This window comes from Streptomyces sp. Q2 (genome assembly GCF_056820935.1).
On sequence record NZ_JBXEJE010000003.1, the window covers coordinates 277,111 to 295,785 of the forward strand.

General features: G+C 69.6%; 21 protein-coding genes and 2 pseudogenes. 9 read left to right on the top strand and 14 right to left on the bottom strand.

Translation table 11 applies throughout. The features are described 5' to 3' along the window. Positions 1–20: 20 nt before the first annotated feature. The 5 genes from ACWBNA_RS05600 to ACWBNA_RS05620 all read right to left on the bottom strand — a co-directional run bounded on the left by ACWBNA_RS05600 (position 21) and on the right by ACWBNA_RS05620 (position 4,654). Positions 21–1,364: an alpha/beta fold hydrolase gene (locus tag ACWBNA_RS05600; RefSeq protein WP_482702893.1), complete on the bottom strand. Its 1,344-nt coding sequence runs from the start codon at positions 1,362–1,364 to the stop codon at positions 21–23. An 8-nt stretch (positions 1,365–1,372) separates the two neighbouring features. Beyond that, positions 1,373–2,158 carry a hypothetical protein gene (locus ACWBNA_RS05605; protein WP_482702895.1) on the bottom strand — a complete coding sequence of 262 codons (786 nt, stop codon included), beginning with the start codon at positions 2,156–2,158 and terminating at the stop codon, positions 1,373–1,375. 128 nt (positions 2,159–2,286) lie between these two features. Further along, on the bottom strand, positions 2,287–2,961 hold the full coding sequence (locus ACWBNA_RS05610) for a ribonuclease FAU-1 family protein (protein WP_482702897.1): 675 nt from the start codon (positions 2,959–2,961) through the stop codon (positions 2,287–2,289). 178 nt (positions 2,962–3,139) lie between these two features. Then, a complete protein-coding gene (locus ACWBNA_RS05615; protein ID WP_482702899.1) occupies positions 3,140–3,757 on the bottom strand; it encodes a TOPRIM nucleotidyl transferase/hydrolase domain-containing protein in 618 nt (205 codons plus the stop codon). A gap of 126 nt (positions 3,758–3,883) precedes the next feature. Further along, the gene (locus ACWBNA_RS05620; protein WP_482702901.1) at positions 3,884–4,654 is read right to left on the bottom strand and encodes an SDR family NAD(P)-dependent oxidoreductase; all 771 of its coding nucleotides are present in this window, start codon (positions 4,652–4,654) and stop codon (positions 3,884–3,886) included. Positions 4,655–5,128: 474 nt separating this feature from the next. Here ACWBNA_RS05620 and ACWBNA_RS05625 point away from each other — a divergent pair, with 474 nt between their 5' ends. Further along, a complete protein-coding gene (locus ACWBNA_RS05625) occupies positions 5,129–6,358 on the top strand; it encodes a PP2C family protein-serine/threonine phosphatase (RefSeq protein ID WP_482702902.1) in 1,230 nt (409 codons plus the stop codon). A gap of 261 nt (positions 6,359–6,619) precedes the next feature. Then, positions 6,620–8,137, top strand: a complete 1,518-nt coding sequence (locus ACWBNA_RS05630) for a hypothetical protein (protein ID WP_482702904.1) — start codon at positions 6,620–6,622, stop codon at positions 8,135–8,137. A gap of 39 nt (positions 8,138–8,176) precedes the next feature. Here the strand turns inward: ACWBNA_RS05630 and ACWBNA_RS05635 are convergent, their stop codons facing one another. The 5 genes from ACWBNA_RS05635 to ACWBNA_RS05655 form a co-directional block, all read right to left on the bottom strand. Further along, positions 8,177–8,710: a hypothetical protein gene (locus ACWBNA_RS05635; protein WP_482702906.1), complete on the bottom strand. Its 534-nt coding sequence runs from the start codon at positions 8,708–8,710 to the stop codon at positions 8,177–8,179. 123 nt (positions 8,711–8,833) lie between these two features. Continuing rightward, entirely contained in the window at positions 8,834–9,814 is a 981-nt protein-coding gene (locus ACWBNA_RS05640; protein ID WP_482702908.1) for an NAD(P)-dependent alcohol dehydrogenase, read from the bottom strand. Continuing rightward, positions 9,811–10,062, bottom strand: coding sequence for a helix-turn-helix transcriptional regulator (locus ACWBNA_RS05645; protein WP_482702910.1), 252 nt, complete (start codon positions 10,060–10,062; stop codon positions 9,811–9,813). The genes ACWBNA_RS05640 and ACWBNA_RS05645 overlap by 4 nt, the downstream gene beginning before the upstream one ends. After that, entirely contained in the window at positions 10,056–10,484 is a 429-nt protein-coding gene (locus ACWBNA_RS05650) for a hypothetical protein (protein ID WP_482702912.1), read from the bottom strand. The genes ACWBNA_RS05645 and ACWBNA_RS05650 overlap by 7 nt, the downstream gene beginning before the upstream one ends. Before the next feature lie 78 nt (positions 10,485–10,562). Then, entirely contained in the window at positions 10,563–11,060 is a 498-nt protein-coding gene (locus tag ACWBNA_RS05655; RefSeq protein WP_482702914.1) for a MarR family winged helix-turn-helix transcriptional regulator, read from the bottom strand. 46 nt (positions 11,061–11,106) lie between these two features. On the opposite strand from ACWBNA_RS05655, the gene pip reads away from it, so the two are divergent. Further along, positions 11,107–12,111: a prolyl aminopeptidase gene (gene pip / locus ACWBNA_RS05660; protein WP_482702916.1), complete on the top strand. Its 1,005-nt coding sequence runs from the start codon at positions 11,107–11,109 to the stop codon at positions 12,109–12,111. 254 nt (positions 12,112–12,365) lie between these two features. Continuing rightward, positions 12,366–12,845: an HIT family protein gene (locus ACWBNA_RS05665; RefSeq protein WP_482702918.1), complete on the top strand. Its 480-nt coding sequence runs from the start codon at positions 12,366–12,368 to the stop codon at positions 12,843–12,845. Positions 12,846–12,936: 91 nt separating this feature from the next. On the opposite strand, the pseudogene ACWBNA_RS05670 reads toward ACWBNA_RS05665, so the two are convergent. Together ACWBNA_RS05670 and ACWBNA_RS05675 are read right to left on the bottom strand one after the other, a co-directional pair. Beyond that, positions 12,937–13,131: pseudogene (locus ACWBNA_RS05670) on the bottom strand (GNAT family N-acetyltransferase); the annotation flags it as partial. Further along, complete coding sequence (locus tag ACWBNA_RS05675) at positions 13,071–13,229, bottom strand: hypothetical protein (protein WP_482702920.1); 159 nt, start codon at positions 13,227–13,229, stop codon at positions 13,071–13,073. The gene ACWBNA_RS05675 and the pseudogene ACWBNA_RS05670, both read right to left, overlap by 61 nt. A gap of 245 nt (positions 13,230–13,474) precedes the next feature. On the opposite strand from ACWBNA_RS05675, the gene ACWBNA_RS05680 reads away from it, so the two are divergent. From ACWBNA_RS05680 to ACWBNA_RS05695, 4 genes are all read left to right on the top strand, one after another. Beyond that, positions 13,475–14,347, top strand: coding sequence for an alpha/beta fold hydrolase (locus tag ACWBNA_RS05680; protein WP_482702921.1), 873 nt, complete (start codon positions 13,475–13,477; stop codon positions 14,345–14,347). A 329-nt stretch (positions 14,348–14,676) separates the two neighbouring features. Then, complete coding sequence (locus tag ACWBNA_RS05685) at positions 14,677–14,823, top strand: hypothetical protein (protein WP_482702923.1); 147 nt, start codon at positions 14,677–14,679, stop codon at positions 14,821–14,823. A 135-nt stretch (positions 14,824–14,958) separates the two neighbouring features. Then, complete coding sequence (locus ACWBNA_RS05690; RefSeq protein ID WP_482702924.1) at positions 14,959–15,183, top strand: hypothetical protein; 225 nt, start codon at positions 14,959–14,961, stop codon at positions 15,181–15,183. 82 nt (positions 15,184–15,265) lie between these two features. Next, positions 15,266–16,072 carry a DUF6461 domain-containing protein gene (locus ACWBNA_RS05695; protein ID WP_482702926.1) on the top strand — a complete coding sequence of 269 codons (807 nt, stop codon included), beginning with the start codon at positions 15,266–15,268 and terminating at the stop codon, positions 16,070–16,072. Here ACWBNA_RS05695 and ACWBNA_RS05700 read toward each other — a convergent pair. Then, entirely contained in the window at positions 16,005–16,643 is a 639-nt protein-coding gene (locus tag ACWBNA_RS05700) for a hypothetical protein (RefSeq protein ID WP_482702928.1), read from the bottom strand. The genes ACWBNA_RS05695 and ACWBNA_RS05700 overlap by 68 nt on opposite strands. Positions 16,644–16,953: 310 nt before the next feature. Between ACWBNA_RS05700 and ACWBNA_RS05705 the strand changes: the two genes are divergently transcribed. Next, complete coding sequence (locus ACWBNA_RS05705; protein WP_482702995.1) at positions 16,954–17,232, top strand: hypothetical protein; 279 nt, start codon at positions 16,954–16,956, stop codon at positions 17,230–17,232. On the opposite strand, the pseudogene ACWBNA_RS05710 reads toward ACWBNA_RS05705, so the two are convergent. Further along, positions 17,163–18,559 (bottom strand): annotated as a pseudogene (locus ACWBNA_RS05710) (NF041680 family putative transposase); the annotation flags it as partial. The gene ACWBNA_RS05705 and the pseudogene ACWBNA_RS05710 overlap by 70 nt on opposite strands. Positions 18,560–18,675: the final 116 nt, after the last annotated feature.

Below are 18,675 nucleotides of genomic sequence, written 5' to 3' on the forward strand. Positions count from 1 at the left end.
CCGATGCCTGTCGTCACTCCTCAGCGCAGTCCGGTGAGGAACGGTTCGAGGGTGTGGGTCAGGGTGTTGTGCCGCGCGTCGGCGAACAGCGGGTCGAGATGGTTCATCGCGTCGTCCGACGCGTAGCTTGCGTAAGGGATGCGGGAGTTGGCCACGACCTCGCGCGCGGACGACACGATCGTCCCCTTCGCGTAGCTCGTCTCGAAGGCACACAGCGGAACGTCCAGGCCCCCGGTGTGCCGCAGCCGCAGGCCCAGTGAGCGGGCCAGGTCGGTGTCGGCGTAGGGATCGACGACGTCGAGGTCCACCGACAGCCGGGACGGCCAGTACCACTCCCACACGGCCGGCTCCGGGCCACCGGCGTACGCCGCCGCGACACGGCTGATGGGCGTGATGCCCGTGTCGACCCAGCCGCGCACCTCACCGCTGTCGGCAAGATGCCCCGAGTGGACGCTGATGTCGTTCGGCCAGCCGAATCCGGCGTCCACCAAGGTGCCCAGCAGACCGGCATTGGTGACGGGATACGGCGTCCGCAGCGCGTCGGGCATCCGGGGCTGGAGGACCGATCGGCCGTTCGGGTCGCGGTGGGCGTACCAGCCCGCCAGCTGGTACCAGATCTGTGTGCTCTCCGCCCGGCCGCCCAGCCCGACTCCGCTCAGGGTCATGTCGAACACCGCCCCGCCCTCGATGGCGGCCAGCCGCTCCCGCACCTCCTCCGGCGCGTTGTGCACCGGCTGTCCGGTCCCCTCGAAAGCCCCGTGCACGCCACCGTCGATCAGGACGAGCGCGGTGAGGTCCCGGTACCCGGGGCGCCCGTCGAAGTCCCAGGCCGCGTAGGCCATCGCGGTGGTCGCACCCCAGGAGTGGCCGCCGAGCACCACCCGTCGCCGGCCGCCGCGGCCCGCGGCGGCTACGACGGTGCGCAGGTCCTGCACCGTGCGGGCAAGGCCCCAACGGGCGGCGAAGGCGGAGGCGGCGGGGTCCTGGGAGCGGTAGTGGCCGTCCAGGTAGTACCCGAGGGGGTCCGCGGTGGTGAACCCGGAGCGGTCGGCCAGGTTCTCCTCGCGTCGGTCGAACGCCCACACCTGCACACCGGGCACGGCCTGGACGAGGTCCCGGGCGAGCAGGCGGAAGTCGCCCGCCGCCCCGAACATCCCCGGGACCAGCACCACGACCGTGTCTGCCGTGTCCGGACCGACCTGGAGCACATGGACCCGGTCCGATCCTGCCGGACCGCCCCCGCCGGCCACCGCCAGCGGGACGTACGGCTCGCGGTCCCGTCCGGCGGCGACGGCCGGGCCGGCCGGCAGGGACGTGAGGGCGAGCCCGCCGACGATCCCGCCCAACACCGCTCTGCGAGGCATGCGTCGCGTCATGAGGTGCACCCGCCGACCCGCTCACTGCTCAGCGCCACGTCGTCCATGCGGACGTCGTAGGAGGACGGCGTGGGGTCGGACTGGTACAGCTGCCAGCCCAGCTTGAGGGTGTCGAAGCGCGGGAAGACGAAGTCGTCGCTCGTGCCGCCGTGTTCCTTCGTGGACACCGTCAACTCGGACTGCTCCGAGCCGTCCAGGTAGACGGTGACGCGGTTGTCCCTCGCGTCGAGGTGGAACTCGACGCACTGCCATGTGGCGGCGGTGGCGGGGGCGGAGGTCTTCCAGGCGGTCCAGTCCCCGGTGGCACCCAGATCGGAGCCGACTCCCAGGAAGTTGGCCCGTGAGGTGGGAACGTACTGACCGCCCAACGGGCGTACCAGGGTGGGGGCATCGGAACCGGATGCCTCCGCGAGGGTCCAGTGCGCCCAGTCCGGGGCCGTCGGGAACTCGTTCACGCGCAGGCGCAACCGGGCCCAGAAACTGTTGCCGCGGGGAGCGAGGTCGGACAGGACCATGAAGGCGCGGCCGTTGCCCTCGGTGTGGAGCCGTAGTTCGCGGCCGCGGCCGGTGGTGCTGGGCTCGACGGTCAGCGAACCGTCCGCGGTGTCGGCGGACCAGCCACGCCCCGCGGTCACCGGGCCGAGAGGGAGACGGTCGAAACTCTCCCTGAAGAGGGCGGTGTGCGGGGTCGGAGCGGTGGAGGCGGAGGCGGTGGGGGGTATCGCGAGCAGCGCGGCCGATGCGGCTAGCAGAGCGGCGGCGACCTTCCTCATGCGAGTCATGCGGTCAGTCTGCAACATGCGTCACAACGCTCACACAGTGCGCCCCTCATCAGCAAAGGCCCAGTGCTGCCCAGCACTTGGGCGCCCGCCTCCCTTGCTTACTCGCGCCTGTTCTTGTAGCCAACGGTTCAACTCCCTGTCGGCGCAGCCCCCTTCGCGGCGGGAGCAGATCGCGGCAGGCGCGGAGTCGGCCAGGCCGGGTCCCACCTCCAGCCGGCCCAGACGTCGGCCTCCGCGAAGGGGCCGGAACGTTCCTCGATCATCGCCAGGACCTGCGCGCGAGCGACGTCCACGGCCTGGTGCTCGCTGTCGGTGACGATGCCCAGCCGTCGCACGTGGGCGTACTCGTCTTCGTCCTTCCACGTAAGGATGGTCAGATCAGGGTCGACGACGAGGTCCACGATCAGGTCGAAGGTGTCGAACCCGTCGACGGTCCGGAGCGTGGGGTGTTCGAAGTTCACGTACCAGTTCCGCAGCCCGGCGGGCGTGAAGAAGGCGTTGATGCTGAACCATCCGGCCGGCGGCTTCCACAGCAGCAGCTCGGTGTCCTGCCACGCCCCGGGCGAGAGGTCCCACTCCCCCGTGGCCAACGCGTCGAACGCCTCGGTACGTACCGAGCGGTCGCCGTCGGCGCGGGCCTTGGCGTACAGGGCGGGCCAACGGGCCTCCGCTCCCGGTGCGCAGGCGGTCACCAGGGCTTCGCTCGTGTCGGCGATGACCCGCATGGCCTGCTCGCTCCACACCCGCCCGGAGCGGTGCACGTCGCGCCGTACCACCGTCCGCCCTGCCTCGAAGACGCACACCGCTCTTCCTCCGTCCCGGCCGGGATGTGCCCGACGACGGGCAGCAGTCCAGCGCCGACTCGGGCGCCTGGGCAAGCCGCCGCGCGGACCTGTCCGGGGGATGGCCAATACCGACCCTCTGACTGGCCGACTGGCCGACTGGCCGACTGCGGGGACCCCACCGCGCTTTCCGCGTCGGTCACAGGCTCGTGAGGAGGTCGTCGAGCGGGGCCGGTACCTGTCCGGGGTCCAGGGCCTCCACCAGGAGATGGCCGTAACGGATCTTGCGGCCCTTCTTCGTACCCAGGAAGCGCCGCAACTGCTGGTGCCGGGGCCGACCGTGCTGTGCGGGCTGGCGCTGGAACGTCTGCCAGGCCCGCGAGTCACCCTCGGCCCCGATGATCTCCTCGACCCGCGCCGTACCCAGTGCGCGGATGAGCTCGTCCTCCAGGTCAGCGGCGCACACGAAGAACCCCCGGTGCGGCGCCCGGGCCCGCTTCAGGCCGCGGTCATAGAAGCGCTGCTCACCCTCATCGCACAGCCCTCGCAGGTGCAGGCCGAGGCCGGGTGGCCCGAGAAGTCCGGCGTAGCGGCCGACACTCATCGCCCCGCCCATCGGCATGACGCACACCCCTTCGGCGGCCAGGTCCCGGCCACGCCGTGCGGCCAGTGCCTCGACGGCCGCGAGGTCGCTCGGCCCTTCCAGCAGCACCGCTGTCCGCACTCCCAGTTGTATCGCCAGATCACTCGCCGGTTCGCCGGGACCGCCGGCCGCCCAGCGGCCGACCTCGTCCCGGAATGCGCGCATGTCCGCCATGGAGCGAGTCTGCACTCCCACCGACCGGCACCGCACCGCATATTCGACGGCTCCGCTCGTCGGGCCCGGTCGTCACTCCCACCGGGCCGGGAGCTCGGCCGGGTGGGACCGCACCGACCGGGACGACTAGAGGGAAGCCAGTTTGCGCAGGAGCACTGCGGAGACCGGTGTGGGCAGGGCGCGCAGGGTGCGGGCCAGCGCCGCTGTGGGCCAGGGGAAGTACGCCTGCGCCGGTTCCTTCTCCAGGGCGCGTACGACATGCCGGGCCGCCTGCTCCTGGCTGATCTGGAAGGGCTTGGGCAGACCGTCTTCGCTGATGCGCTCGGTGGCGACGAAGCCGGGATGGATCGTCGTGAACCGGATGCCCCGGGGCGCCAGTTCGACGCGCGCGGCGTCGATGAGCGTACGCGCTGCCGCCTTCGCCGCCGAGTACGGTCCCTGGCGGGGGATGCCCAGCAGCCCGGCCAGTGAGCTGGTGTGGGCGATCAGTCCCCCGCCCCTCTGGCTTCCCATCTGTCCGATCAGAGGGACGAGGTAGTTGACGACGACGTCGTAGTTCAACGCCATGATCCGTGAGACATCGTCCACGGTGACCTGATCCATGGACATGTCCGGTCCCTGGCCGGCGTTGAGCAGCGCGACGTCGATGGAGCCGTACTCCGCCGCCGCGGCCGCTACGACATCGGCGGCCGCCCGCGGTTCCAGTGCGTCGGCGGCGATGTGCAGGCAGTCGCTGCCCGCGGCTCGTATCGCCTGCGCGACGGCGGCCAGCTCGGGGGCACGCCGTGCGGTGATGACGAATCGGTTGCCACCGGGGGCGAGGCGGCGCGCCACCTCTGCGCCGATCCCCGACGAGGCGCCGACAATCAGGATGGTTCTGCCGGTGATGCGCGCCATGGCGTTCCTTCGCTCGAAGCCCGTGCCTCGTCACAGCAGCCACAGGCGACACGGGTATCACAGTGTCACGGGCAGTGTGACGTCTCCGCGCGGTTCTTGGGTACGGTGCCGGCAACCCCGTTGCCCCTGCCGCGCGGGTCGGTCGTCACCCTTCCGGCGAACCACGAACGGGATGCGCGTGCGGAAAAGTCAACATCAGGCTGCCATCGGACCCCGTTCGGGGACTGAGAGACAGACCTCAGGCCGTGCCTACGAGTGCCCTGCCCCCGTCTTACAGCGCCACGCCGACCGGCCCCGGCTCCACCCGCACACGGGGGACTTCCGGGTTTCAGATCTTCGTCCCCCCCGGCTCGCTCTACACTCAGCGGGTGGGGCTTCCCGGCCGCGGAGAGAGCAACGCCCGGCGGGCTCCGTGACGTGTTCGCTCCTATCGTGGAACGGCACAGTGACGCTCGGCGCCGAGGCAGGCAATACATGACGGAACCGCACATCGACTATGCGGTGGTCTTCCGGGCCCTGCCCGGCATGGTGGCGCTGCTCACCCCTGACCTGGTGTACGCCGACGCCAACGACGACTTCCTGCGACTGGCCGGGCGTACCCGCGAACAGCTGCTGGGCCGCTACATCTTCGACGTCTTCCCCGAGAACCCGAATGATCCGGCCGCGGCCGGCATGCGGGAGACCCGGGAGTCGATGCTGCGGGTGGTGGCCACCGGCGAGCGCGACACCATGGCGCTGCTCCGCTACGACATCGAGGATCCCCAGCGGTCCGGTCACTGGCATGAGCACTACTGGAGCCCGGTCAACGCACCCGTCCTCGGCCCCGACGGCCAGGTGGCGCTCATCGTGCACCGCGTCGAGGAGATCACCGAGCTCATCCGCGCCCGGGGCGGCCCTGGCAGCGACAGCCGGGCTCGCGTACTGGAGGCCGAGCTCTACACCCGCGCCCGCGAACTGCAGGAGGTCAACGAACGCCTGCGCAAGGCCCACGCGCACGAACGCGAGGTCGCCCTGGCCCTGCAGGCGGCGATGCTGCCCGCTCCCAGACCCCTCGACCACCACCAGGCGGCCGTGCGCTACCAGCCCGCCATCGGCGCCCTGAACGTGTGCGGCGACTGGTACGACCTGGTCGAGCTGTCCGGCGGAAGGCTCGCCGTCGCCGTCGGCGATGTCGTCGGCCACGGCCTCGCCGCCGCCTGCGTGATGGGACAGTTGCGCAGTGCCCTGAGCGCTGCCTGCCGCGTCGCCGACGGCCCGGCCCAGGCCCTGGACGCCCTCGGTCTGTACGCCCGCTTCGTCGAAGGTGCCGAATCGGCCACCGCGGCGACGACCTTCATCGACTGGGACGACCGCTCCATCACCTACAGCTGCGCCGGCCACCCGCCGCCCGCCCTGCTCCACCCCGACGGCAGCGTGGTCTTCCTCGACCAGGCCACCGACCCGCCGCTCGGCGCCCGGCCCGAACCGGTGCCCCGCCCTCAAGCCCGCGCGCCCTTCACCGAAGGGTCCCACCTGGTCCTGTACACCGACGGCCTGATCGAACGCCGTAGCGAGGACATCGACACCGGCCTGAACCGCCTCGCCGACTCCCTCACCCGCCATCGGCTCGCCGCCCCCGAGGACCTGGCCGACGCCCTCCTGGCCGACCTCCTGCCCCCCACCGGCAACACGGACGACACGGCCCTGATCGTCATCCGCCTGTGAGCCGGCCACGGTCGGTGGCCCGCTCGGCAGGAGAGGCCGTGTGGGAGCGCCGACTCACCGTCATCACGGTACGACCGGATGCAGTGGCATCCGGTCGGTACGCCGCATCGGCGACGACCTGCTCACCGCACTGTTCCACTGACCAGGTGGCCACTGGTTCTGCCCGCCCCGACGACGACACGCTTTCGCCGCCCTGCCGACCAGAACGCATCGGCGTCGAAATGGTGAGCCAACTGGTCGCGGTTCAGGCAGGATGCCCTGGTGAATCATGTCCTGTGCGGGCTCGCTGCCAATACGGCCCTGCCGTCCGAGCTGGTCGACCGGCTGATCGCGATCGCGGACGCCGACATCGCCTTGTACCTCGCCGGTCGGGCAGACCTCAGCCATGCGCAGGCCGTTGCGCTGGTCTCGCGCGTCGAGGAGAGGGGTGTGCAACTTGCTTACGAGGGGAGGCTGACCGCCGCCGACGTCGATCCGGCGGCACAGCCGGACACCGCCCTCGCCCTGCTCGACGAGCGCGCCGGCAACCCGGAGTGGGCGCGCTTCTTCGCAGTGGATCCGGTCCCGGAGCGCCGGGAGAAGCTGGCCGGCTGCTCCGGTCTCCCGGACGACGTCGTGGAGGCGCTCGCCGCGGACCCGGACGTACGCGTCGTCGCGGAACTGGCGTTGTGGAGCACACCCGACGTGGCCGCCGGGCTTGCCGGGCATCCGCATGCCGAGGTTCGCCGCGCGGTGGCCGCCAACGAGGCGACGCCTCCGGACGTACTGGCGGCGCTCATCACCGGCGAGGGGCTGCCTGCGGCGCGGCGATGCCTGGTCTGTGACCATGGAGCGACGCCGTTCGTGCACGATCCGCAATGCCCGCGGCCCGACTGCGAGTTGGTGTCAGGTGCTTCCTGCGACGGATCCCACGAGTCCACGATGCAGGACATACAGGAGGCCGCACTGCGGAACCCGTCGACACCCGCCGAAGCCGTCGTCGACTTCGCGTACCACCCTTCGAATCTCGTGCGCTGGGCGCTCGCCGCCCGCCTCGATCTGCCCCCGGAGGTGTACCGGCGGCTGGCCACAGACCCTGTTCCCGGTGTCCGAGGCGACCTCGCCGAGAATCCCGCGATCGACGACGCGCTCATCCGCGCACTGGCCGGCGACCACGGCCACGACGTACAGCGCAGGCTCGCGCACAACCCACACGTGCCGCTCGACGTGCTCACCCAACTGGCCGGCGCCACCAAGATCGGGGCCACCCTGCTGCCCCGGATCGCCGCCGCATCTCCTGCCGAGGTTCAGAAGTTGGCCCAGTCGCCGAACCCGGCCGCGCGCATGCTCCTGGCCCAACGCCGCGATCTGCCACCGGAGATCCGCGACGCGCTGGCCACCGACCCCGACGCGAAAGTGGTCAAGTCCATCGCTCCACACCCGGGCCTCACCGAAGCACAGCTGCGCGCCATGGTCGACCGGCACGGAGTCCGGGTGTTGGCGAAGGTGGTGTCCAACCCGGACGCCGGCCCGGCGCTGCTGACGGATCTGGCCCGGCACGAAGCATCAGCACAGAAGGCGCTTCGCGAGATCGCGCGGCATCGAAACGCGACGGCCCAGGCCCTGCTCGCCTGCTTGGCGGACAGACAGGCAAGGCCCGTGGCCGCCGGCCATCCGGCACTCCCGCCGCCGGTCATCGTGGAACTGCTCACCGACGCCGACTGCCAGGTGGCGGGGGCAGCGGCTGCCAATCCGTCGCTGCCGCGTTCCGTGATGGCGGATCTCGTGCCCCACGGGTAAGTGCCGTTGTCACCTCGTGGTTCGACAGAGAGGGCGCCGCTACGACGTGCTCGGCGCCGCGGTCGGGCCGATACCCCGCAGTTGCCGGATGGTGCCGCCGAGCTTGTCGCGGAACTGCTCCAGCATCTCCGGCTCTTTCGCGCTGACCACCCAGCGGGAGCCGACCAGGTACTTGCCGCCGTAGATGGCGGCGGACTCCAGCCAGGCCTGCTTGTACCGCTCCTCGGGGAAGGTGGTGACGAGATAGTCGACCTTCGGCGTGTGGCAGAGACCCTGGCGCAGTTCATCGGCCTCGATGCGGATCTTGGCCTTGCACCCGGTCAGAGAAGCGATCACCTCGACCTTCGCCGGGGCCATCACACCGGCCGCTGGGGCGGCGGAGATCTCCGACGGCTTACCGCTCCCCGAAGCGCCGACCTCATCGCCACCGCTGCAGGCCGTGGCCAGGGAAAGAAACGCCAGGCTTGCGGCCAGCGCGGCACCGCGTAGCAGGCGAAGTGTGGGCGAGCCGCGGCCGGTACGCGCTCGCTGTGGCTGCGGTGACTGCTGTGACTGCTTGTAGTGCTGCGACACGTACCTCTCCGTATTCCGGCTGTTCCTACTCACATGAGCGGCCAGGCGTACGACAAGGGGTACGAGTGAACCCCGGCGGCGGTTCACCCCTGATCACCGATCCGTGGGGCGTGGACCGTCGCCTCACATGGTGACGACGATCTTGCCGCGCGCATGGCCCTGCTCCAGATGCCGGATGGCTTCCGGAACCTCGCCCAGCGAGTACGTCCTCTCGATGACCGGCGTGACCTGGCCGGCCTCGATGAGTTTCGTCAGGAGCTCAAGGTCCGCGAGACGTTCCGCGGACATCAGGCCGCGCAGCTTCTGCGTGGTGAACGGCGACAGCATTATCGCCTGCAGCGTGCGGTCCACGCCTTGCAGCCACCGTCCGTCTCCTTCGCCGCCCACCAGGACGAGGGTTCCGTCAGGGGCGAGGGCGCGTCGCAGGAGTGCCAAGGGGCGGTTGCCCGCGGTGTCGAGGATGAGGTCGTAGCGGCGGGCCCCGTCCGTGAAGGCCGAGAAGTTCTCGCGGGTGTAGTCGATGACGTCGTCCGCGCCGATCGACCGGACCAGTTCCGTCTTCGTCGTACTGCACAGGCCCGTGACCTCCGCCCCGAAGGCCTTGGCCAGCTGCACGGCGTACGTTCCTATGCCTCCTGCCGCGCCGATGACCAGCACCCTGTGCCCTGGCCGGACTTGTCCTGTGTCGCGAAGGCCCTGGAGGGCCGCGAAGGCAGCGGTGGGGACGGCCGCCGCCTGCTCGAAGGTGAGGTTGGCCGGCTTCGGTGCCAGCCTGTCGTGCCGGCCACGGGCGTACTCGGCGAAGGAGCCGTCGCAGGCTCCGTACACCTCGTCGCCCGGACGGAAGCGCGTCACGTTCGTGCCCACCGCCTCGACCCGCCCCGCGACGTCCAGGCCACGGACGCGGTTCCTGGGCGCGCGGAGCCCGTATCCCATCAGGCGCATCAGATAGGGCATGCCCGTCATGCAGTGCCAGTCGGCCGGGTTGACTCCCGCCGCGAGGACCTGCACGAGCACGTCGTCGGGCCCGGGCTCCGGTGTGTCGATGTCCCTGAGTTCCAGGACTTCCACCGGGCCGTACGTGTCCTGAACAACTGCCTTCATGGTGTCTCCTCTTCATGGTCCGAGTACTGGAACACGTCGTCCAGCGGGACGTGGAACACCTTGGCGATCTGGAATGCCATTTCCAGGGAGGGCGAATAGCGGCCCTGCTCGATGGCGATGACGGTCTGGCGGGATACGCCGATCCGGTCCGCCAGCTGTGCCTGGGTCATTTCTCCGTGCGTGAAGCGGAGGGAACGGATCGAGTTCGTGACGCGGGTGGGCCTGGGCTTCGGCTTGGGCTTCACCACGGCTGGAAGCCACGGCGGTAGGCGACGATCCTCGCGACGGACCCGAGGATCGCGGACAGGACGAACGCCAGGTAGATCGCGTTGGAGATCCAGAAGTAGTCCAGCTCGGCCATCGACATCCCGAGGGCCGCCACTGCGCCCACGACGAGGAACGACTGGCCGATGTACTCGCCGAACCGAGTGATCTCCTTGTCGCGCTGGTCCTTCCTGCGGGCGTCCTTCGGCGAGAAGGTCGCGACGAGGACGTGCAGAACGATCGACGCGGCGATCGAGGCGCCGACGGCCCACAACAACGTCGACACGTACGCCACTTCGGCGAGAGGAACGTCGCTTGCCCGCCCGAGAATGACGGCGCCGTAGGCCGCATATGTACCGATCGCGAGGACCGCCATGATCCACGCGCTCTTCTCTTCGAATGGCATGCCACGAATGTAAAGTAGCGTTGACATGGTGTCAAGATTTCTTTACACGGCCGACTTCTCCACACGACTGAGGCGTGGTCAGCGGGAGCCCGAACCCGGCCGGGGCCGATACACCGCCGCGATCCGATCCCGGAACGGGCGGCGGCGTACCGCATCCGTGACCTCCGCCAGCAGGGCCGCCAGCGGCATCGAGAGTTCCGCGTCCAGCTCGGCCATCGCCGCCACCGTCGCGTCCCACTCCGCCGTGATCTGCGGCAGCAGGGCATGGGCCTTGGGCGTGAGCTCGATCAGCCGGCGGCGGGCGTCTCGCGGGTCAGGGGTGTGGGTGACCAGGCCGGCGCGGGCCATCTGGGCCGCCGTCTGACTGGCGGCGGAGTGCGTCACACCCACCGCCGCGGCCAGGTCGCGAATCGAAAGCGGGCCATCGGACAGGAGAGCCCTCACGACCGGGGAGAAACGGGGCCGATACTCGGCGAGGCCCTGTTCCTCGTAGACCTTGGCCACGTCGCCGTCGAGCAGTTCGAGAACGTGGCGGAGCAGGGTACCTACGGCGACCGGGTCCGGGTGGTTCCTCATGGAGTTAATCTAACAGCACTGTCAGATATGAGGAGGGTGCGTCTCAGTGACCGAGCTCTATCCCCCTGTCGAGCCGTACGAGCACGGCATGCTCGACGTCGGCGACGGCAACCGCGTGTACTGGGAGGCCTGCGGGAATCCCGCGGGCAAGCCCGCCGTCGTCCTGCACGGCGGGCCGGGGTCCGGGGCGGGGCCGTTCTGGCGTCGGCTGTTCGATCCCGCGGCGTACCGCGTCGTGCTCTTCGACCAGCGCGGGTGCGGGAGAAGCACGCCGGACGCCGCCGATCCACAGACCTCGCTCGCCGCCAACACCACCGCGCATCTGATCGCCGACATCGAACTGCTGCGGCAGCACCTCGGCATCGACGCATGGCTGGTCCTCGGCGGCTCCTGGGGCGTGACCCTCGCGCTGGCGTACGCCGAGCAGCACCCCGGACACGTAGCCGAGTTGGTGCTCTTCAGCGTCACCAACACCACCCGCCGCGAGGTGGAGTGGGTCACCCGGGACATGGGGCGCGTCTTTCCCGAGGAATGGGCCCGGTTCCGCGACGCCGTACCGGAGCGGGAGCGGGACGGCAACCTGGTGGAGGCGTACGCCCGGCTGCTGGACGACCCCGACCCGGCCGTACGGGAGCGCGCGGCACGGGAGTGGTGTCGGTGGGAGGACGTGCACGTGTCCACTCACAGAGGGCACAGGCCCGATCCTCGTTTCGAGGACCCGCATTTCCGGCTGCGCTTCGCCCGCCTCGTCACGCACTACTGGCGGCACGCCGGCTTCCTGGAGGACGGGGCGCTGCTGCGTGACGCCGGGAAGCTCCTCGGCATCCCCGGCGTGATGGTTCACGGACGGATGGACATCAGCGGGCCTCCGGACGTCGCGTGGCGGCTGGCTCAAGTGTGGTCGGATGCGGAACTCGTGCTGATCGATGAGGAGGGGCACGGACTGTCGGGGGATGCGACGACACAGGCGCTGCTGGCGGCTACGGACCGGTTCCGGCAGGGGCACGACGGCGAACAGAGCCGCAGGGATCCAGCCGGTGGGCTGGGGTGAGGCGACTGCGAACGTTGCCGTCACCGAAAAACAGCCGCAACAGGGCGCTGACTGTGCGGCCGACGAGGGAAATCATGACCTTGGCGTGGCGTTTGCCCTCCGCACGCTCACGGTCGTAGGGGTGCGTCAGTTGAGGTCGTCGCGGACGCTCGTCAGGGCGGGCACGCACAAGAGACGCCGGGGAGCGGGAGGCAATGGATCTCGAGGCTTATGCAGCCAGGGCTCGTAACAGCCCCTGTTTCGTCTGTGCGTATGTGGCCGGAGACCCGGACTACCAGCATGAGACGGTCTACGAGGACGAGGCGCACGTGGCCTTCCTGGACCGGTGGCCCACCTTGCCGGGCAAGGTGCTGGTGGCGCCGAAAGCGCACGTCGAGAACGTGGTGCGCGACCTGGACGAGGCCGCGTTCAGTGCTCTCATGCTCGTCGTGCGCACGGTGGCTCTGGCTGTGGAAGCAGTCTTCGCGCCGGAACGGACGTATCTGCTGTCGCTGGGAAGCCAGCAGGGGAACGCGCACGTGCACTGGCACATCGCAGGGCTGCCACCCGGCGTCCCATACGAGCGCCAGCAGTTCCATGCAAGCTGTCACCGACTCCCGCCCGGCGGCTCAACGCCCCTGCCCGGCAACGGAGGCACCCTGCTGCCGGCCGTCTGCCACCCGCTTCAGGCGGTCTGCTGCCTCCAGCTCTCTGCGAGCAGACCGAAGAGCAGGTCGTCGGTCGACTCGCCCTGATCCAGGTGAATTCGGGACGCCTGCCCTGCAGTTGGAAACCCACTCGCTCCAGAAGCCTGACCGAACGCACGTTACGGGCATCGCACTTTGCGGACACGCGGCGAAGCCCTCGCGCGAAAAGACCGTCCAGCACAACGCGCACGGCTTCGGTGGCGTACCCGTACCCACGCCGACCCGGAGCCAGAGTGAAGCCGAGCTCAGCCCGCATGCGGTTGTCGTGCAGCTTCAGCCGACATCGCCGACCAGGCAGCCGTCCGCCTTGAGTTCGATCGCGTACTGGAACCATTCAGGCTGCCCGGGGTCACTCGCGGTGAACTCCTGGAGCAGCGAGGCAGCGGCTTCAGGCGATACGGGAGCAGTCCACTCCTGATAGCGGGCGATCACCGGGCCGAGCGGTAGGCCGCGAGCGTCAGCGCATCGCCAGGCTGAAAGCGCCGCAAGCAAAGCCGGGGGGTGTCGACGAGCATCGACGCAGCACGTCACGGTAACTGCCCTGGCGACGGCCTCGATCGGCGCCCATCGCATCTCAGACGCTGAGGGCGGGAAAGGAGTTGTCGTCCGCGAAGTCGATGCGATACGATACGTCTCGTCTCGCCTTTGTCTCGTTAGCTTCCTGCAGAAGGAGCATCATGGAACGCTTCATCGACGCAGCACCCGGCGTACGCCTCTGGGTGGAAGACCGCGGTGCCGCCGATGCGTCTCCACTGCTCCTGATCATGGGTGCCCAAGCATCCGGCCTGGGCTGGCCCGACGAGCTGGTGGACCTGCTCACCCCACACCATCGCGTGATCCGCTACGACCACCGCGACACCGGCCGCTCCACCTGGGCGTACGACCAGCGGCCCTATCCCATCGTCGAGCTCGCGAAAGACGCCCTTGCGGTGCTGGACGGCCTCGGCATCGAACGCGCCCACATAGTGGGCTTGTCACTTGGCGGCATGTTGGCGCAACTCCTTGTCGCCGACCATCCCGACCGGTTGCTCAGCGCGACCCTGATCGGCACCGGCGCACTCAGCACCGTCCCGTACGCCCAGCCCGACGGAACCCGGACCGCGCCCGAGGAACTCCCCGGCATCGCCCCCAGCCTGCTGGAGATATGGTCCCGCCCGGTGGCGGACCTCGGCCTCGAGGCCGAGTTGGACCGGCGGGTCGAGCACTGGCGCCTGCTGGGCGGTGATCAGCTTCCCTTCGATGCCGAGTACGCCCGCGCTCTTGAGCGGAGGGTCATCGAGCACACCGGGCACTATGCCACCAGCACCGCGCACGCCCGCGCCGACACCGCCGGCATGGACCGCACCGAACAGCTCGCCCGCACCACGGTGCCCACCCTCGTCATCTCCGCCCCCGCCGAGCCGGTCTTCCCGCCGCCGCACCCTCATCACCTCGCCCAGGCGATCCACGGCTCACGCATCGTCGACATCCCCGGCATGGGGCACGCACTCCCCCGTGCGATCCACACGCCGCTCACCGTCGCGATCCTGGATCACACCGCCAAATACTGACGGGCGCGAGGGTCGGTGGCCGTTGCTCGTTCGCCATGCAACCAGCGACGGGTTGGCTCGGTGGCCGCCCCGTTGCCGAGCCTCAGTCTGGGACTCGGCCGCCCGGCCTCTGCAGCGCACGAACCGAAGCATTCCTGACCTGGGGGAACGACGCACACGCGACGTCATTGACCACTTCAGCAGACCCACTCGGAAGCTCACAAAACGTCCTCTAGCATCCTCTAGCACATGGCGCGCCCCAGCGCATGACATGCGCACTACGCCGTTCGGCTCCATGCTGAGAAGCAGCACCATCGGCTGCACAGGCCGACCATCCCCCGGGAGGTCCTGTGATCCTGCTTGCTCTGCTCGCGCCCGCCGTGATGATGGCGTTCCTTTTTGCCATGGACGCTCTCGAGGAACACCTCTTTCCCCGCCTGACAGGGGCGGGTGACGTGACACCTCCAGCCGACGACAAACAATCGATCTCTCCCTGACGGCCACGGCCAGGTCGAGGGTCAGTCAGGGTTTCACACTGGGCATCACGCACCTACGAGCCGCCGCCCGCATCCGCGCAGCCCCGCATGGGCTGCGCGGATGCGGGCCCGTACAGCTCGGATGATCCTGGAGCCATGGCCGGACAGCTGCGCGTCATTGTGTATCCGCCGTCGCCGACGGGCGGCCGACGCGTGCGCGTCGACGGCGAGATCCTCGGCCTGGCCCACAGCCTCGCCGACATTGCCGAGTTCCTTCGACGCGCCGGGTTGGACATCGATCCCGCCGAGCTGCCCCACTCCCCTCTCGTCGACTGGCGCGGCTCAGGCCCTCAGTACTGGACACCGGAGCCGGACGGCTGAGTAATGGCCGACGCCGGACTCGGTCCGGAGCCTTCCTCGCGGACCGGAGAGATTGTCAGTGGTGGCGGGCAGACTGTGGTGCATGACTTCGGTGACCGCACATGACTACGCCTGGATACGTGACTCCCCGGTCTTCCGCCACGCGCTGGAGAACGGATACACCCTGACCGTGGTGCGGGGCCTCGCTCCCGGGGAGGTGCTGCGGCTGATGGAGGCGGAGCCGCAGGGCACGTGCGCGGGGGTGGGCGCGTTGATCGAGCTGCAGAGTGAACTGCTCTACGCGGCGGGTTACTGGGACGAGTCCTTCGTCGCGGGTGCGTTCACCGTGCCGGGCACCGGCGGCGACCACACGCTCGTCCTGCAATTCGACGCCGGCGTGGGGATGCCACCGCGTTTCCTGGAGGCCCTGTCGGCAGGCGGACGCGCCGTGGTGCATTCCAGTAACGGAGGCAAGCCCATCCACTTGTTCCACTGGTACGAGGACGGGGAACTTCGAACCACCTTCGAAGCTCCCACGGTCAGGGAGGGCAGCACCCCCGACGACCTGAACGCCGTGATGAGCGAGGTCGGTCTCGAGCTCTGCGACGGCGAGGGCGAGGGCGATACCGGTTCGCTCTTCGACACCAAGGCGGCGGTCCTTGCCCTCACCGAGCGGCTGACCGGTGTGCGGGTGACGGAGGAACTGCTCCGGGATGCCGAGTACCGGCTCGGGCACGTGCCGGAGGAGCCCGTCGAGGAGTGGACAGGCATCGTCATCGACATCACCGACGCTCACGGGCAACGTGTCGTCAAGGAGATCCCTCGCGAGGCGGGTGGCGTCGTCAACGGTCTGGAGGGCTCACGGCGCTCCGAGCGCGGGCCGCGAGCCAGACGGCTATCCGCTCCTTGAACTCGCGGTGGACGTAGGGGCTGTCGTGACGTGTGATCCACTCCAGGTGCCGCAGGATGTTCTCCGAGCGGTCCGGGTGGGGTACCGCGAGCACACCGACGCCGGTCTCGCCCGTCGAGGCATGGACATACACGCTGCTGTCGAGCGCCATCATGGAGAAGCCTGGGTGACCGGCGTGCACGCCGAGGAACGCTGATGCCGAGCCCCGCCCCATGATGTCCCAGCGCTCAAGGAGCCGAACCCGGGTCCAGAGCGCCGGCGCGGCGTGGCGGCCGCTGTGCAGGTGGTGCAGGGCAGCCCGGTGCGTCCGGGTGCCCTGCGGCAGCTGCGCGAGGAACTCGCGCCGATGGTCGAGCAGCCCCGAGGAGACGGCGAGGTCGTACCAGTCCTCGTTGAGCCGCTCGACGAGCCGCGGGGTGTCGTACCGGTGGGAGAAGCCGCCGCCCACCTCCTCGGCACCGTATCCGTGGACGAACGGCATCGTGCCGTCAGGCACGGCGTTCGGGATCACCTCGAGGCCGGCCCGCCACAGCGGCCGGTACACCTTACGGTCGCGCTCTCGGATGCCCATCGACAGCTGTTCTAGCAGGGTCAGGAGACCAGGAAGTCACAGACCCGTGGGCTCTCCCCTCCTGACCTCCTGGAGCAGCCGGGAGCCAGGCCGTCCACGCAGGTCAGCGAGGTGGCTGTGCGCTCGGTGCTCCTGACAGCGAGCGTGATCGGCCTCCTGAGCTCCGGTGGCATAGCGTTCGAAGGAGGAACACACGCTGCGCTGGTGACTGTGCCGACGTCAGTGGCGGCCGCACTGGAGGGTTCCTTCGGACGTTGGACTCCGTCGCCCCGGAGGCACGACGAGATGCCGACAACAGGGCCGCGGCCCCGTGAAGCAACTTGAGCTGAGCGCCGACGACGCATACGGCAGCAGCCACCTCACTCAGCGCCTGCTGGAGACCGACTCGCTGGAAGACTTCCTGCAGACACTGGCCGACGCCGCCCTCGACATGTCCCGCGCCCAAGGCGCCGGTCTCACCCTGGAACGCGACGGGCGGCCGCTGACCGTGGTCAGTGCGGGAACCGAGGCTGAGCTTGTTCTTGATGGTCTGAGTCGGTTTCGTTCGGTGATGCTCTCGGGTCGTTTCACGGTCTTGCCCACGTCGTAGCGGGTGGCGGGCCGCCGGTTCTTCGAGCCAGGTGGCCTTCCCGGGCCGGGTGTTGAGGGTTTCGGTGCACGGGCGGGGCAGGACAGGTGCGGCCGGAGGTTCCGAAACCCCCGGCGGACGCGGGCCGGGGTGAGCCGGCCGGGCTCGGCAGGCTTCTCCCACGCCCGCCGCAGGTCGGCGGCCGCGCCGCGCAGAAGGCGGATCTGGGTGTGCGCGGCGATGATCAGCCAGGTCCAGCGCTCGCCGGCTTCGGGGGTGCGCAGCTTCGGACGGGTCCACCCGAGGGTCTGTTTCATCAGCCTGAAGAGAGGCTCGATGTCGAACCTCCTCGGGAACGCCTGCCAGCGCACGTCGGTGTCCTCGCTGTTCAGGCCGGTCGCGGACGACCAGAGCCAGAGCGGGAGGGGATCGCCTCCGCCGGGCAGGCGGTCGACCTGGAGGCGGATCAGCGTGCCTTCGATGATGGGGAGTTCGCCGGTGTGGTCGATCCCTGCGGAGCGGGTGGTCAGGCGGGGGGTGGATGCGGTCCAAGGCCATCGCGCGGTCGGTGCCGTACCGGTCGGTGACCTGCACGGTTGCCGCGTCCGGCTCGCCCCAGGTCTCCGGCCTGGCGAAGCGGAACTCCTTGCCGTGCTTCGGCAGTCGCCCGCCCTGGGGATAGGCCAGGGCGTACTCCTTGAGCGAGGGCGTCGGCCGTCGCATGACGCGGTCGGAGCGCATCCGTCCCAGTACCTCGACCGGGAGGCCGGTCAGGAGGTGGGCCATGCGCGGGGCGTCGTAGCCGGCGTCGAAGACGATGAGGATGTCGCGGTCGCCCAAGTGCCAGCGGCCCATCTCGATCAGGTCCTCGACCAGCCGGCGCAGCTGGGCGGCAGTGACCTCGGCGATGTCGTCCTCGGGTCCGAGACGCACGGCGTCCAGGAGCTGGCACCAGGATGTGCGGCCCGATTCGAGGGCGGCGACGAAGGAGGACGGCCGGCCGGGGATGAACTGGTCCAAGGAGCGTCCGCTGCGGCCGTAGACGTGGCAGAACAGGCGGTCCGCGCTGGTCGGGGCGGAGTCAGTTGCCGACGTCGGCCGCCAGGACCAGGCGGCCGTCGGCGGCCCGCGGCATCGGCAGACCGGCCAGCACCTGCCGCAGCCGGGGCACGTCCACACTCCCGCAGTTCAACGCCTCATACATAGCGCCGTGCCCGCGCCGGTGCTCGGCCACCAGCGTCAGGTCCACCGGCGAGGTCACCGGACCGTCCGCGCACAACAACGCGTCCACGAGGTCGCACAGTCCGTCCCCGCGCGCGGTCAGGCAGTCGAATAGGTCGTCCCGCAGAACAACGTAGGGAAGCGTGACGCTTGCGCGAACGCGCCCCCGGGACCGGTGGCAGGCAGCAGACTCACCCTCGGCCTTCGTCTCGATCGGTGCACCTTGGTCGGAGCACATGATCA